General features: G+C 60.2%; 11 protein-coding genes. 7 read left to right on the top strand and 4 right to left on the bottom strand.

Features of this window, described 5'->3' with window-relative positions:
* Window positions 1-124 precede the first annotated feature (124 nt).
* Both P2W41_RS12040 and ppx read left to right on the top strand, forming a co-directional pair.
* Window positions 125-2,344, top strand: a complete 2,220-nt coding sequence (locus P2W41_RS12040; RefSeq protein ID WP_292894775.1) for an RNA degradosome polyphosphate kinase — start codon at window positions 125-127, stop codon at window positions 2,342-2,344.
* A 12-nt stretch (window positions 2,345-2,356) separates the two neighbouring features.
* Window positions 2,357-3,874: an exopolyphosphatase gene (gene ppx, locus P2W41_RS12035; RefSeq protein ID WP_404933256.1), complete on the top strand. Its 1,518-nt coding sequence runs from the start codon at window positions 2,357-2,359 to the stop codon at window positions 3,872-3,874.
* 123 nt (window positions 3,875-3,997) lie between these two features.
* On the opposite strand, the gene rnd is transcribed toward ppx, so the two are convergent.
* The 3 genes from rnd to P2W41_RS12020 form a co-directional block, all read right to left on the bottom strand.
* Window positions 3,998-5,176 (bottom strand): ribonuclease D, encoded by a 1,179-nt coding sequence (rnd, locus tag P2W41_RS12030; RefSeq protein ID WP_292894781.1) that lies wholly within the window; start codon window positions 5,174-5,176, stop codon window positions 3,998-4,000.
* Between the two features lie 52 nt (window positions 5,177-5,228).
* Window positions 5,229-6,473, bottom strand: coding sequence for an MFS transporter (locus P2W41_RS12025; protein WP_404933255.1), 1,245 nt, complete (start codon window positions 6,471-6,473; stop codon window positions 5,229-5,231).
* 196 nt (window positions 6,474-6,669) lie between these two features.
* Window positions 6,670-7,374 (bottom strand): glutathione S-transferase family protein, encoded by a 705-nt coding sequence (locus P2W41_RS12020; RefSeq protein ID WP_404933254.1) that lies wholly within the window; start codon window positions 7,372-7,374, stop codon window positions 6,670-6,672.
* A 115-nt stretch (window positions 7,375-7,489) separates the two neighbouring features.
* Between P2W41_RS12020 and P2W41_RS12015 the strand changes: the two genes are divergently transcribed.
* Window positions 7,490-7,831: a helix-turn-helix domain-containing protein gene (locus P2W41_RS12015; protein ID WP_292894790.1), complete on the top strand. Its 342-nt coding sequence runs from the start codon at window positions 7,490-7,492 to the stop codon at window positions 7,829-7,831.
* 134 nt (window positions 7,832-7,965) lie between these two features.
* Window positions 7,966-9,753, top strand: coding sequence for an aspartate--tRNA ligase (gene aspS / locus P2W41_RS12010; protein WP_404934975.1), 1,788 nt, complete (start codon window positions 7,966-7,968; stop codon window positions 9,751-9,753).
* A 142-nt stretch (window positions 9,754-9,895) separates the two neighbouring features.
* Here the strand turns inward: aspS and P2W41_RS12005 are convergent, their stop codons facing one another.
* Complete coding sequence (locus P2W41_RS12005; protein WP_404933253.1) at window positions 9,896-11,074, bottom strand: hypothetical protein; 1,179 nt, start codon at window positions 11,072-11,074, stop codon at window positions 9,896-9,898.
* 167 nt (window positions 11,075-11,241) lie between these two features.
* On the opposite strand from P2W41_RS12005, the gene P2W41_RS12000 reads away from it, so the two are divergent.
* The 3 genes from P2W41_RS12000 to ampH all read left to right on the top strand — a co-directional run bounded on the left by P2W41_RS12000 (window position 11,242) and on the right by ampH (window position 15,728).
* Entirely contained in the window at window positions 11,242-12,108 is an 867-nt protein-coding gene (locus P2W41_RS12000) for an alpha/beta hydrolase (protein WP_292894796.1), read from the top strand.
* A 152-nt stretch (window positions 12,109-12,260) separates the two neighbouring features.
* Window positions 12,261-14,519, top strand: coding sequence for a DNA topoisomerase IV subunit A (parC, locus tag P2W41_RS11995; protein WP_292894799.1), 2,259 nt, complete (start codon window positions 12,261-12,263; stop codon window positions 14,517-14,519).
* 72 nt (window positions 14,520-14,591) lie between these two features.
* Complete coding sequence (gene ampH / locus P2W41_RS11990) at window positions 14,592-15,728, top strand: D-alanyl-D-alanine-carboxypeptidase/endopeptidase AmpH (RefSeq protein WP_404933252.1); 1,137 nt, start codon at window positions 14,592-14,594, stop codon at window positions 15,726-15,728.
* Window positions 15,729-15,876 lie beyond the last annotated feature (148 nt).

Here is a 15,876-nt window from a genome sequence, read left to right as displayed (position 1 = left end):
TGCGTTTGTAGCATAAACTGCATCTTTGCAAGCCTATGATATGAAACTGTCGCAAAACCATGTCACCAGATAAACTGGCGGCAAGCGAACTGTGTCGTGTGACTGGAAAAGCGTGAGTGAGATTATGAATGAACTGAAGCCGGTTCGGAATGAGTTTTCTCTGGAGACAGGCGCTGCCGATGAAATCGCCGGCGCCAGCCCGGACCGTTTCGTCAACCGTGAATTCTCCTGGCTCCAGTTCAACAGGCGGGTTCTGGATGAGGCTCAGAACGAGAGCCACCCGCTTCTGGAGCGTCTGCGGTTCCTGTCGATCTCGGCCGATAATCTGGACGAGTTCTTCATGGTGCGTGTTGCAGGTCTCGCCGGACAGGTACGCGAGCACATCGCCACGCGCAGCGCAGACGGCCGCACGCCCGAAGAGCAGCTTGAACATGTGTTGCGCGAGGTGGCGCGGCTACAGATCGATCAGCATGACAGCCTCAATGCGCTTCTGGCGCTCCTGGGCAGGGAAGGCATTGAGCTCGTTCGTGCCGACGCCTTGAATCAATCTGACATGAAATGGCTGGAAGACCATTTCATGGAAGCGATTTTTCCGGTTCTAACTCCGCTGTCCATCGACCCGGCGCACCCGTTTCCATTTATTCCAAATCTTGGCTTTTCCATCGCGCTCGAACTGCAACACGAAGGCGAGCTGGAACCGATGACCGCGCTTTTGCGTCTGCCCGTGGCGCTTAAGCGGTTCATCCAGTTGCCCGACCGCAGCGGCACGGTCCGTTTCATTACGCTCGAAGATGTCGTCAGCCTGTTCATCGGAAAGCTTTTCCCGCGCTACCAGGTGATTGGCTCCGGCACATTCCGCATCATCCGCGACAGCGATATCGAGGTTGAGGAAGAGGCCGAGGATCTGGTACGCCTTTTCGAATCGGCCCTGAAGCGCCGTCGCCGCGGCTCGGTGATCCGCATCGAGTTCGACAATGAGATGCCAAAAGGCTTACGGGATTTTGTCGCGAGCGAATTGGGTGTCGCGGAAAACCGCATCACTGTTCTGGAACGGCCATTGGCCATCAACCAGATTTCCGAGATTGTGAAGGTGCCGCGGGAGGACCTTCTGTTCCAGCCTTACAATCCGCGCTTTCCCGAACGCATCCGCGAGCATAATGGCGATTGTTTCGCAGCCATCCGCGAGAAGGATTTGATTGTCCACCACCCCTATGAATCGTTCGACGTGGTGGTGCAGTTCCTGCGCCAGGCCTCGCAGGATCCGGAAGTGGTCGCGATCAAGCAGACACTCTACCGAACCTCGAATGACAGCCCGATCGTGCGGGCCCTGATCGAGGCATCCGAGGCGGGCAAATCCGTTACGGCGCTGGTGGAACTGAAAGCGCGCTTCGACGAGGAAGCGAACATCCGCTGGGCGCGCGACCTGGAAAGGGCAGGCGTGCAGGTCGTGTTCGGCTTCATTGAATTGAAGACGCATGCGAAAATGTCGCTCGTGGTACGCCGCGAGGAAGGCAAGCTGCGCAACTACTGTCATCTGGGCACGGGCAATTATCACCCGATTACTGCGCGGATTTACACCGACCTGTCCTACTTCACGGACGATCCGCAGATCGCACGTGATGTGGCGCAGGTGTTCAACTTTATCACCGGCTATGCCGAGCCCGATGGCGAAATGCGAATAGCCGTATCGCCTTTCTCGCTGCGCAACCGGCTGCTCGATCATATTCGCGCGGAGATCGAGCATGTTAAGGCGGGACGGCCGGGCCAGATCTGGATGAAGATGAATTCACTGGTGGACCCGCTCGTCATCGACGCGCTCTATGAGGCAGGGCAGGCGGGTGTCGAGATCGATCTGGTGGTGCGCGGCATCTGTTGTCTGCGTCCGCAGGTGCCGGGCCTTTCCGAGCGCATCCGGGTGAAATCCATCGTTGGCCGCTTTTTGGAACACAGCCGGATCTACTGTTTCGGCAACGGACACGGCCTGCCGTCCGACGAGGCGGTGGTTTATATTTCGTCGGCCGATATCATGCCACGCAACCTCGATCGGCGCGTGGAAACCATGGTGCCGATCACCAACCCCACGGTGCATGAACAGGTTCTCGGGCAAATTATGCTCGGAAACATCATGGACAACCAGCAAAGCTTTGAAGTATTGCCCGATGGCACCTCTCGGCGCATTATGCCTGAAGAGGGAGAAGAACCGTTCAACGCTCAGGAATATTTCATGACGAATCCGAGCCTATCCGGTCGCGGCAATGCCTTGAAGTCTCATGCGCCGAAGCGGATCGCCGCTTTCAAAAAGCGCAAGAAGGTAGATGCCGAAGCCGTTTCACCAACGGACTAACGGACATATCTTTTGGGCATAGCTGAATCTCAGGGCCGGCTTCAGGACCGGCGTCCCGTTTCGGTCATCGATATCGGGTCAAACTCGATTCGCCTCGTGATCTACGAGGGGGTCGCGCGCTCCCCGAGTGTGTTGTTCAACGAAAAAATGCTGGCCGGCCTCGGCAAGAGTATCGTCACGACGGGCGAACTGGACCCTGAAGGCGTGACGCGGGCGGTCGAAGAGTTCCGCCGCTTCCGCGCGCTGTCCGAGCAGGCCGGCGCGCAATCCCTGCACGTGCTTGCGACCGCTGCGGCACGCGAGGCGAAGAACGGCCCGGACTTCATCCACCGGGCAGAAGACATTCTGGGCACGAACATTCGTGTGCTCTCCGGCCGCGAGGAGGCGAAATACTCCGCCTTCGGCATCATGTCGGGCTTTCACAAGCCGAACGGCATTGTCGGCGACCTTGGCGGCGGCAGTCTCGAACTCGTTGAGGTTGAAGGCTACGAGATGGGCGACGGCATTACCCTGCCACTCGGCGGCTTGCGGCTTAAAGAGATGGCGAAAAACTCCGTAACCAGGGCCGGGCGCATCGCTCGAGATGAACTGGCCCGCGCCCCGTGGATGAAGGACGGAGCCGGGCGCCCCTTCTACTGCGTCGGCGGCACATGGCGAAACCTCGCCCGCCTGCACATGCTTGAAACCGGCTATCCACTCGAGGTGATGCACCATTACGAGATGGACATCGAGCAGTCGATGGATTTTCTGAAACGCGTCGCCGGCGGTGTCGACCGTTTCGCCGGTATCAGCCACATCTCCAAGAACCGCCGTACGCTTCTGCCCTATGGTGCGACGGTGCTGCAGGAAATCATCAGGGCATCAAACCCGTCCAAGATTGTCTTCTCGGCGCTCGGCGTGCGTGAAGGCTATCTCTACTCGCTGCTGGAGGAAGAAGATCGCAGGCGGGATCCGCTGCTTTCGGCCGCTCAGGAACTCGCCGTGCTGCGGTCACGTTCGGTGACTCACGCGCGTGAACTGGCTGAGTGGAGTGGACCGGCGCTGGAGGCACTTGGCATCGAAGAGACGGAGGAGGAGGCGCGCTATCGCGAGGCGGCGTGTCTTCTGGCCGACATTGGCTGGCGCGCGCACCCGGAATACCGGGGCACCCAGTCGCTCAACATTATCGCTCATGGCTCCTTCATCGGCATTGACCACCCGGGCCGGGCCTTCATCGCGCTTGCCAACCTGTTTCGGCATGAAGGGCTCTTCAATGATGCCCTGTCGCCGCGTATGCGCCAGCTGGCGACACCCCGTTACGTCGAGAGAGCACGGATACTGGGAGGTCTTCTGCGAGTGGTCTATCTGCTGACGGCTTCGATGCCGGGCATCATACCCAAGCTCAAGTGGGAAAAGCGGGAAGACGGCGCCATAGTGCTTCTCATTCCCAAATCACATGAAGCCTTGATGGGAGAACGCCCTGTTGGCCGAATGGCACATCTGGCCAAAGTCACGGGACTGAATTTGGCACTCGAAGTGGCGAAAGAATAGGCTGGGGTAGCGCTGACAGCCCCTTTCTCCTCCGTGATCCGGGAGAAAGGGCATTGATGTCAGAACAGCATCATCCGGCGATGATCGATTGGAAGAAAAAGGCTGTGGAATCCAGTTCTGCTGCTATTCCGCAGCCTCGCTATGGGCATCGGCAGGCTCGAAGATCTCGATCTTCCGATTGTTGAAACGCAGCGCAAGCTCGCCCTGCACCAGTTTCATCGCTTCCTTGCCGAAGACCTCGCGCCGCCAGCCTGACATGGCCGGAACATCAGCATCCGCGCCTTCGGCGGCGATACGGTCGATATCGTCGCTGGAGGCAAGCATTTTCGGCGCCACACCCTGCTTGTCGGCTACGAGCTTCAGCAACACTTTGAGAAGTTCGGCCGCAGCGGCTGCTCCCTCGGGGGCCTGGGGTGGACGGGGCAGGCGCGGCAGATCCTCTTTCGGAATCGCCATCGCCTTGGCGACGGCACCGAGAAGCCCCGCCGCTGCACTGGATCGTTCCCAGCCTTTCGGAATCGTGCGAAGCCGCCCCAGCGCCTCGCTGTCGCGCGGATGCTGCTGTGCCACTTCGTAGATTGCGTCGTCCTTGATGACGCGCCCACGCGGCACATTGCGCTCGCGCGCCTCACGCTCGCGCCAGGCCGCGACGTGCTGGAGTATGGCGAGGTCGATGGGTTTCTTGACGCGAAGCTTGAGCCTCTTCCATGCATCATCGGGATGCGGGTCATAGGTTTCGCGTGCTGTCAGCACCGCCATTTCCTCGTTGAGCCAATGCGCTCGACCCTCACGCTCCAGCTCGGTCTTGAGGTGCTGGTAAACATCGATGAGATGCGTCACGTCGGCGAGCGCGTAGCTTAGCTGCTTGTCGGAGAGAGGACGGCGGCGCCAGTCGGTGAACCGTGATGATTTGTCGATGCGTGCGCCTGTAATCTTCGCGACGAGCTGATCGTAGGAGACACTATCGCCGAAACCGCAGACGGAGGCGGCCACCTGCGTGTCGAAAAGAGGAGTGGGGATCAATTTCCCGAGATTGTAGACGATCTCGACATCCTGACGCGCCGCGTGGAACACTTTCACGATGTTCTCGTTGGCCATGAGCGCAAAGAACGGTGTGAGGTCGATCCCATCGGCGAGCGGATCGATGAGCGCGGTCGCACCCGGCGCTGCCATCTGGATCAGGCAGAGCTCCGGCCAGAAGGTCGATTCGCGGATAAACTCAGTATCGACGGTGACGAAATCGGATTTTTCGAAGACGTGAATCGCCGCTTCGAGGTCTTTTTGCTTGGTGATCAGATCCATTCTGTTTCTTTAGGTCATGCTGGCGAAAAAGGAAAGAATCCGCTTGCCGCGATTAAAGGTCGTCGATGGATCGCTGATTGCGGCTGCGCCGTGCCATCCGGACGAAAACAGGCGAAGTTCGCAACAGCGCCGCAAAGCGCCGCCGCCTCGCTGCCGGAACGGATGGGCGCACGCTCATCCGGTAGAAGGTCACGCCGATCAGCACCGCATAGACAATGGACGTGTAGGAGAAGAGCGCGTGTGGGCCAAAACGCTGCATCAGAAGTGAGGCCAGCAGAGGTCCGACCATGGCGCCGAGCGAATAAAAAAACAGCAGGCCGGCGGCGAGCTGCACGAACTGATCCTTCTGGGCATGATCGTTGGCGTGAGCCACGGACAATGAATAGAGCGACATGGCAAAAGCGCCAAACAGGAAGACAAGGAGCATGTTCGCGTTGGGGCTGTCGCTTGCAAACCAGACGATGATCAGCGCGGAGACAAGTGCACCGATGGTGGTGCAGAGAAGGACGACGCGACGGTCGTGACGATCGGAGAGCGCCCCCAGAGGATATTGCATCACCGCCCCGCCAATAATGCCCGCGCTCATGAAGGTGGCGATCTCCGAAACGCTGAAGCCGATGGACTGGCCGTAGATCGGCCCGACAATGCGGAAGGCACTGTTGGTGAGGCCGACTGCCAAACAGCCGAAGGCGGCCAGCGGCGAGATGCGCCATACGGCGGCCAGGTCGAGGCGCAGCTCGGCCGGCGGTTTCGGATTCGAGCGGTCGGCCATGGAGACCGGTACCAGAGACAAGGTGATCATCATGGCCATGACGGCGAAGGTGACGAAGCCTTCGATGCCGAGTGCTGGCAGCATGTATTGCGAGCCGGTGACAGCGGCGATGTCGATGATGCGGTAGATGGCCAGAACGCGGGCGCGGTTGGTGTTTTGCGCAGCCGAGTTGAGCCAGCTTTCGATGGTGGTGAAGAGGCTGGAAAAGCAGATACCGGAAAGGAAACGCACGGCGATCCAGGCCAGCGGATCGACGAAGAGCACGAGGAGCAGCGCGCCGGCGGCTCCCAGTGCCGCAAGTGCCGCAAAAGCCCGGATATGGCCCACCGCGCGCAAAAGACGCGGTACGTAGAGACAGCCGATCAGGAAACCGGCGAAATACGCACTGCCCATGAGGCCGATAGTGGTTTCGGAAAAACCCTCCGCCGCGCCGCGAAGTGCGATCAGCGTGCCCTGAAGCCCGTTACCGGCCAAAAGGATACCAGCGGCAATGAGAAGAGGGATCAGCGGGCGAAGGCTGGACATGGTGGGAGGCCCGTGCTGGGAGGCGCGGCAGGTCGCACCGTTCAACAACGAGCTATAGGATGCCCTGTACCAATTCTCTTGGGCCAGCAGGCCGGGGCGATGGTCCCAGTCGAGCGGATGCCAGCCGACGGAATGATCGAAAGCGTGGCCAGGGTGCCGGCAGAATTGAATGCCTTCAACGTCTGCCGGCGTGAAGCTAGCGGCCGTATCGTTCGATCACCTCATGCAACGCCACATGTCCGAGACACGCACCAGAACCGGCGACGCTTTCGCCGCTTTCGAGCGCCAATGCATAGGCAATGGCCGGGTCCGCCTCGATGCGTCGGCGTATATCGAAAAGCTTCGGCCAACGTTCCGGGGAAGCAACCTCGTGGAAATCAAGCCAACGTGCCACGCCGATGAGAAGAGCGTCCGCGAGAGTGGGGCTCTCGCCAACGAGATACGGCCCGTCTCCCGCCATGGCCTCAAGTTTATCGTGACGCTCGATGACTGCTTCGCGGCCAAAGGCGCGCAGCACCTCCTTCTTCTGCGCGTCAAGGGTATCGTCTTCCAGAGCCACCCAAAGAGGGCCGAATGCCGAGGTGAAGCCCGTGTTGATAAAGGCCATGAGCTGATGCATCCGGTCAGCTTCGGCTGAGCGGGGCGCAAAACTGATGCGCCGCTCATCATCCCGCGCTTCCAGCCACGCGGCAATGGCCATGGTTTCAGTCAGCGGCTCCCCCACATCGGTGATGAGCACGGGGGTTTCATGCCGGGCGTTGAGGCGCGCATAGGAAGGCTCGCGCATCTCACCAAGCATATCCACCCGGCAAAGCCGGTAGGATTTGCCAAGCCATTCCAGCCCGGCCACAAGCCCCATGGAGCTTCCCGCCGGGAAGCCATAGACAAGAATCGGTTCCATTTATCGTTCTCCGTGATTTCTCGGTGATCACGCTGCGCAGCGAGGCTGGAACCTAGCGGCTTGTGCCCCCATGTAAATTACGCACTTTTTTGTAACCCTGGACTGGACCCTCGCCATGAAAGATCTGGTTTCGCGCTGTCCCATCGAAGAGGTGATGCGCGTGTTGAGCGGCCGATGGCCGACGCTGCTCATCTATTACTTGAAGGAGGGCACGAAGCGCTTCAGCGAGTTGCAGCGTGATAACCCGACCGTGTCCCACCGGATGCTTTCGCTGGAGTTGCGCAAGCTCGAACAGGCCGGCATCGTTGAGCGCACGGTGTTCGACGGCTATCCGCTGCGAGTCGAGTACGATTTGACGAGGGCGGGGCTCGATCTCGTACCGTTGATCGATGCGCTCGGTGACTGGTGGACTGAAACTGACACCGCCCGTGTCATCGTGTCGAATGAAAAGGCCTGATACCGAGGTGGTGGGGGGCGCGCTGCGGCCCGGCACCTTGACAAATCAGGCCTCCCATGCGCTTTTCCCGCCGACCTTCCGGGACGGTTTCGCCTTGTTCCGGGCACGAATTTCAGAACACGGATGATATGACCATGCATCGCTACCGCAGCCATTCCTGCGCCGAACTCAGAAAATCCGATGTGGGCGCGAATGTGCGCCTGTCCGGCTGGGTGCATCGCGTGCGCGACCATGGCGGCCTCCTGTTCATCGACCTGCGCGATCATCACGGCGTGACGCAGATCGTCGCCGATCCCGATTCTCCCTCGTTCAAGACCGCGGAGACTGTCCGCGGCGAATGGGTGATCCGTGTCGATGGCGAGGTAAAGGCGCGCACCGACGAGACGATCAACAAGAACCTGCCCACGGGCGAGGTCGAGATTTTCGCCCGCGAGATCGAAGTGCTGTCCGAGGCGAAGGAGCTTCCGCTGCCGGTGTTCGGCGAGCCGGACTATCCTGAAGACATCCGCCTCAAATACCGGTTCCTCGATCTGCGCCGCGACACGTTGCACAAGAACATCGTTCAGCGCACGAAGATCATCGCCGAGATGCGCCGCGCCATGGGTGAGGCGGGCTTCACTGAATATTCGACGCCAATCCTCACTGCTTCCTCGCCCGAAGGTGCGCGCGACTTTCTGGTGCCGTCACGTCTTCATGAAGGCAAGTTCTACGCACTGCCGCAGGCACCGCAGATCTACAAGCAGCTGATCATGGTGTCGGGCTTCGACCGCTATTTCCAGATCGCGCCCTGCTTCCGCGACGAGGACCCGCGCGCAGACCGCCTTCCGGGCGAGTTCTACCAGCTTGACCTCGAGATGAGCTTCGTCGAGCAGGAAGACGTGTTCCAGACCATGGAACCGGTGATGCGCGGCATCTTTGAGAAGTTTGCCAACGGCAAGCCGGTGACGGACGTCTTTCCGCGCATTCCCTATGACGAGGCGATGCGCAAATACGGTTCCGACAAGCCGGATCTCAGAAACCCGATCGAAATGGAAGATGTCTCCGAGCATTTCCGCGGCTCGGGCTTCAAGGTTTTCGCCAACATTCTCGCCAATGACGAGAAAGCCGAAGTGTGGGCCATTCCGGCCAAGACGGGTGGCTCCAGAGCCTTTTGCGACCGCATGAACTCCTGGGCGCAGGGTGAGGGGCAGCCGGGGCTCGGCTACATCTTCTGGCGCAAGGAAGGCGAAAGCCTTGAGGGCGCCGGCCCGATTGCCAAGAATATCGGTCCCGAGCGCACCGAGGCGATCCGCACCCAGCTTGGCCTTGAAGACGGCGACGCCTGCTTCTTCGCTGCAGGCGACCCGAAGAAATTCGCCGCCTTTGCCGGCGCTGCCCGCACACGAGCGGGCGAAGAACTCGATCTGATTGATCGCGATCAGTTCAAGCTCGCCTGGATCGTCGATTTCCCCTTCTACGAGTGGAACGAGGACGAAAAGAAAATCGACTTCGGCCACAACCCCTTCACCATGCCGCAGGGCGGTCTGGAGGGGCTGGAGGGCGAGGATCCGCTGTCGCTGAAAGCCTACCAGTACGATCTCGTTTGCAACGGCTTCGAGATCGCATCCGGCGGCATCCGCAATCATCTTCCTGAGGTGATGGTCAAGGCTTTCGAGAAAGTCGGCTTTACGCAAAAGGACGTTGAAGAACGTTTCGGCGGTCTCTACCGCGCATTCCAGTATGGCGCACCGCCCCATGGCGGCATGGCGGCCGGTATCGACCGCATTGTCATGCTGCTTCTTGGCGCAAAGAACCTGCGTGAGATCACTATGTTCCCGATGAACCAGCAGGCACAGGATCTTCTGATGGGCGCGCCTTCGGAAGCGAGCGCCGCACAGCTTCGTGAATTGAACCTGCGTCTGGCGCCGGTCAAGAAGGATTGAATGAGCGAATAGCGAGTAGCGAATAGCTGTTCGTAAAATAAAAGGGGTTGCAGGCCTTACACGGCTTGCACCCCCTTTTTCGCTATTCGCTATTCGCTATTCGCTATTCGCTATTCGCTATTCGCTATTCGCTATTCACCACTCACTCATTCGCCGTAATCGAAAGCCCCACCTGCTTGGCCAGCGCTTCAGGTGAACCCATGGCAGTACCCATCAGAACGGCGAACGGAATCCCTTCTTCCGGCGCAACGCTGATCGTGATGTTGCGCGGATTGTCGAGATAGGTGGTAACGGCCTTTGAGAGGCGCTGTGTCAGGTCCGGACCGAGATACTGACCGGCCATGAGAGGCACGATGGCTTTGGCCTGATTGGCGACGTCTTCCGGCTTGACCCCTTGCTGTTCCGCCGCATAGGCGAGCACCTTTCCAGTCAGTGACGCATCCGAAAAGCGGATCGAGGCGCCATGCAGGCTGAGCTGCTGCATGAGGCCGAGCATGGCAAGGCCCTGCGCCTGCTTCTGCTGTTCGGTGCCGCTATCCATCTTGTTCTGCATATCCTGCAGGGTGCGGATGAACTCCGGCGTGTAGCCGCTGATGTCCGCCGTGATCGCCAGTGTTCCGGCATTCTCGACCTTGACGTCGTAGCGCGTGATCTTCATGCGACCGTCGGCCAGAGCCCAGCTACCGGCCATATCAACGCTGCCAGCAAGCTCCTCATAGCCATATTCGCCCAGTTTGCTGCGCGCATCGCCGTTGTCGGTAAGCGTTGCGACATCCAGCCAGAAATTCTCGACGGCTCCGACAAAAGACATTGCCTCGGAGCCGTCACCAAGCGTGGTGTTGGCGTGAAGCGATTCGAGGGTAAAGACGGGCGTTTCTTCTTTCCCCACACGTGCGCTGTCGAGCGCGAAGCGGCGATATTGCATCAGGCCGCCATAGGGCGCGTTTTCGCCCTCTTTAGGCAGAATGAGCCCTTCGACGGAAAGGCCGCTCAATGCGATATCGAAGCCTTCCTCCGACTGTTCGAAACTGTCGACCGCGATTCGGCCGATCTCGTAGACGTTGTCGGTTTCGGTAACGTCCTCCAGGAGAAAATCACCGAGCTCGACCTTCGCCTCGACGTCCAAAAGGCCGAGAGATGCATTTTCCAGAACGATCGAATCGCCATCCTGGCGGACGCCGCTCCATTCCGCCGTCAGCCCCTGATCTCCAAGCAGGGTCTTGTAGCGGGCGGCGACCTCTTCCGCCTCCCAGGCCCAGGCGGAGTGCAGCGCCGTTGCCGAGAGAAGCGCAGCGAGCGAAAGAGACTTCAGCTTGGTCATGTGGCTGAGCATGGGAATTTCCTTGAAATTGCGTAAGGTAACAGTCACCCAACAGGTTCGTTGGCTGAAAATGCGATCTGAGGATGACCTGAGGGCATTCCTGTGTCAATTTTACGGGTCTTCGAATGGTTTAAGCACCACCAAGGAATCTCCGGGAGAGGCAGAGAATGAGGGCATTGGGGCAACTGGGGGCAGGGCTTTTCCTGACGATGTTGTTTTCGCTGGCCGCACAGGCCGTAGAGCTCCACGAAGGCATCACCTACCGTCAGGGACTGAAACTCGACATTCATGCGCCAGACCGTCCTGGCCGCACGGCGCAGGCCGGTGTCGTTCGTATGAACCTTTTCTCCTTCGGTCAACGCAAGGCGCCCGTGGTGATCTACGCCCATGGCGGTGGCTGGGTGAAGGGCTCGCGCAAGAAGGTCTATTCGCTTCCCGAATGGCTTACCTCGCGCGGTTACCTGCTTGTGGCAATCGACTATCGCAAGGTTCCGCAGACGACGATTGACGGCCAGGTGAACGATCTTTCGGCGGCGATCGCCTGGGTGCGCTCCAACATTTCGCGTTATGGCGGAGATCCCTCACGCATCGTGCTCATGGGGCATTCTGCCGGGGCGCATCTGGTCGCCATGGCGGCCGCCCGCAACGTTGCGGGCTCTATCCGCGGGGTCATACCCAACGACGTGCAGGCCTATGACATGGTTGCCTACGCGGGTATGCGTGGTTCGCTCGGCTATCCCTACATCAATGCGTTTGGCTCCGATCCCAACGACTGGGTGCGCTGGTCGCCCGTCACCTATGCCCGGCGCGGCTCCGGCTTCCCGCCGCATCTCTTCCTGCATTCGGGCTCCAACGGCGCGCGCCGCAAGGCGCTGACCAATGGTTATTCCAATCTCCTGAGGGCGCGTGGAGCGCGTTCAGCCGTGTTCGACGGTGGTCGCTACACCCACGGCTCGATCGCGCGCAAGCTGGGTGAACCAGGCGATCCCGCGACATTGACCATCGAGCGGTTCCTGGCGCAGGTGACGCGGTGAGGGAACAGAGCGAGTAGCGAATAGGGAATAGCGAATAGGGAAAAAGGGCTGGACACCTGCGTCGCCTGAGGCAATCCATACTCGCTACTCGCTACTCGCTACTCGCTACTCCCCCCCTTGCCGCGAATCACCCTCTGGTCTAACCCGAACCCATGGGAAAAGATTTGCTTCCGCCCGGTGGCGACGGCGGTGATGCCGTCGAGCCGGTTGATCTGAAAAAGGCGCTTGAAGAGCGCTATCTCGCCTATGCGCTGTCGACGATCATGCATCGCGCTTTGCCGGATGTGCGTGACGGGCTGAAGCCGGTGCATCGGCGCATTGTCCACACGATGCGGCTCCTTCGTCTCAGCCCCGACCAGGGCTTTGCCAAATGCGCCCGCATCGTCGGCGACGTGATGGGCAAGTTCCACCCGCATGGCGACCAGTCGATATATGACGCTCTGGTGCGTCTGGCGCAGCCCTTTGCCATGCGCTATCCGCTGGTCGACGGGCAGGGCAATTTCGGCAATATCGATGGCGATAACGCTGCCGCCATGCGCTACACCGAAGCGCGCATGACCGAGGTCGCCTCGGAAATCCTGACCGGCATCACCGAGGATGCGGTTGATTTTCGCCTGACCTACAATGAGGAAGACGAGGAGCCCACGGTTCTCCCCGGCGCGTTCCCGAACCTTCTGTGCAACGGTTCGTCGGGGATTGCCGTGGGCATGGCCACCTCGATCCCGCCGCACAACGCGGCCGAGGTTTGCGATGCGGCGCTTGCCGTCATCGACGATCCGGAAATCGATCCGGACCGCCTTCTCGAGTTCGTCAAGGGGCCGGATTTCCCGACCGGCGGCATCATCGTCGAGGATCAGGCCTCGATCCGCGAGGCCTATTCGACCGGTCGCGGCGGTTTCCGCGTACGGGCGCGCTGGCACAAGGAGGATCAGGGGCGCGGCATGTGGACGGCCGTGGTCACCGAGATCCCCTATGGCGTGCAGAAATCGCGGCTGATCGAGAAGATCGCCGAACTGATCATCTCGCGCCGGCTGCCGCTCCTGGAAGACATTCGCGACGAGAGCGCGGAAGACATCCGCATCGTCCTGGTTCCCAGGAGCCGCACCGTTGCTCCGGAACTCCTGATGGAATCGGTTTTCAAGCTGACCGATCTGGAAAGCCGCTTCCCGCTCAACATGAACGTGCTTTCGCGCGGCAAGGTGCCGGGCGTGCTCTCGCTCAAACAGGTGTTGCGCGAATGGCTCGACCATCGCCGTGAGGTGCTTCTGCGCCGTTCGCGCCACAGGCTCGCCGAAATCGAGAAGCGGCTGGAAATTCTGGCCGGCTATCTGGTCGCCTATCTCAACATTGACGAGGTCATCCGCATCATCCGCGAGGAGGATGAGCCCAAGAAGGTGATGATCGCGCGCTTCGAATTGACCGACACGCAGGCCGAGGCGATCCTCAACATGCGCCTGCGCGCCCTGCGCAAGCTTGAGGAATTCGAGATCCGCAAGGAGTTCGAGAAGCTTTCCGAAGAGAAGGAAGGCATCGAGGCGCTGCTTGCCTCTACCGCACGCCAGTGGAAGACGGTGCGCTGGGAAGTGGCCAAAGTGCGCCAGACCTTCGATCCGGAGAAGAACCCGGCTCTCGGCAAGCGCCGCACCACCTTTGCTGAAGCGCCGGAGCACGATCTGGAAGAGGTGCACGAGGCGCTGATCGAGCGCGAGCCGATCACGGTGGTACTCTCCGAAAAAGGCTGGCTGCGCGCCATGAAGGGGCATCTGGCGGATTTCTCGTCTCTGTCCTTCAAGGAAGGCGACAGCCTCAAGATCGCTTTCCATGCACAGACGACCGACAAGATCCTGCTCTTCACGACGGGCGGCAAGGTGTTCACCATCGGCGCCGATCGTCTGCCTGGCGGTCGCGGCCATGGCGAGCCGGTGCGCATCATGGTCGACATGGACAATGATCAGGCCATCGTGACAGCCTTTGCGCATGATCCGGAGCGAAAGCTTCTGGTTGTCTCGCATCTGGGCAACGGCTTCGTCGTGGCCGAGAAGGAGATCGTGGCCAACACCCGCAAGGGCAAGCAGGTGATGAATGTAAAGACCCCGGACGAGGCCAAGCTCTGCCTGCCGGTTTCGGGCGACCATGTGGCGGTCGTCGGCCAGAACCGCAAGCTGCTTGTCTTCCCGCTCGCCGAAGTGCCGGAGATGACGCGCGGCAAGGGGGTGCGCCTGCAGCGCTACAAGGATGGCGGGGTCTCCGACATCAAGACCTTCGCCATGGAAGAGGGACTTTCCTGGAAGGATTCGGCTGACCGGACTTTCGTCAAGACGCGGGAGGAACTCACCGAATGGATGGGCAACCGTGCCGCCGCCGGCCGCATGGCACCGAAAGGGTTTCCGCGCACCGGCAAATTCGGATGAGGATCGCCAGCCGGGTCTGAAGGAGATCGTGCAGACAGAGGAGAGGCAACAATGCTGCACCGGATGAAAGGAATGAAACCCGCTGTGGCCGCTTTGGCGCTGGTCGGGTTTTTGGAGCTCGCGCAGCCTGCTGTATCGAAAGACAGCCTGCTTGAGGAAGCCGTCTCCTTTTCCGGACAGGTTCTTTATCTGCAGACGGATGTGCCCGGGCTCATCATCGGTGCCGTGCGGGATGGTGAAACAGCTGTTTTTGGATTCGGCGAAACCGCAAAGGGCAATGGCAAGACGCCAGATGGCGACACGCTGATGCGGGTCGGCTCGATCAGCAAGGTGTTCACCGGCGCGGTTCTTGCAAGCCTCGTGGCCGACGGGACGGTCAATTTTACCGATCGCCTGCAGGATCGGCTGGGCTGGGACGTGGAGATCCCCGTTCTCGATGACAAACCCATTCGCCTGATCGATCTGGCAACGCATACTTCGGGTCTGCCGCGCGAGGTGGATGTGGAGCGCGGGCCGGCCGATGACCCGTTCTCGACGGTGACGAAGGAAGCCTATTCGAAGGCGCTTTCGGAAGGCGTGCAGCTTTTCCCCGCCGGAACGGGCGGGCTCTATTCCAATTTCGGGTTTGACATGCTGGCCGTCGCTCTCGGCTCCGCCGCCGGAAAGCCCTATGCCGAGCTGCTTTCCGAGCGTGTGCTGGAGCCACTGGGGCTGAAAGACACCACGCTTGCACCCGGTGAGGCTGATCGCGATCGCCTGATGCAGGGGCACAATTTCGACGGTTCACCCTTGCCGGATGTTCCCAACACGCCGGTCATGGCCGGGGCCAGCGGTCTCTACACGACCACAAACGACATGCTGAAATGGCTCAAGTGGCATCTCGATCAATTCTCGTCGGACATGGCCGAGATGCGGATGCTCAACCATGCCTCCTATGTCCAGCGCGACGCGCTCGATCCGACCTACGGTTTTGATGAATCCGGCCATATGGATGCGATGGGGCTTGGCTGGGTGGTGATGCAGCCGGAAGGTGATCGCCCGCTTATCCTGCAGAAGGCTGGCGGACGGCAGGGCATGTTTGTCTATCACGCCTTTGCCCCCACGCGTGGTGTGGGCGTGTTCGTCGCCATAAACGAGTTCGATTTCTCCGCTTCCATGCTGATGGCCGAAGTGGTGAACGACCTCATCGCCGATCTCGCACCGCGCTGATTTGCGCTGCGGTGTGGATGCCTGTTTCCGCGCCGTGCGTCCCTCATCCTGAGCTTGTCGAAGGACGCACTCCCTCTCAGCGCACCTGGCCCCTCACATTCCCGATTGTGGAAAAGCGCTTCTTGTGAGCGGCAGGCTAAGGCGATTG

Origin of the sequence: Nitratireductor sp. L15S-10 (genome assembly GCF_045011005.1) — a bacterium.
Lineage (GTDB): Bacteria > Pseudomonadota > Alphaproteobacteria > Rhizobiales > Rhizobiaceae > Nitratireductor.
Note: the sequence above shows the minus strand (reverse complement) of the source record. Positions and strands in the feature narration are given on the sequence as shown.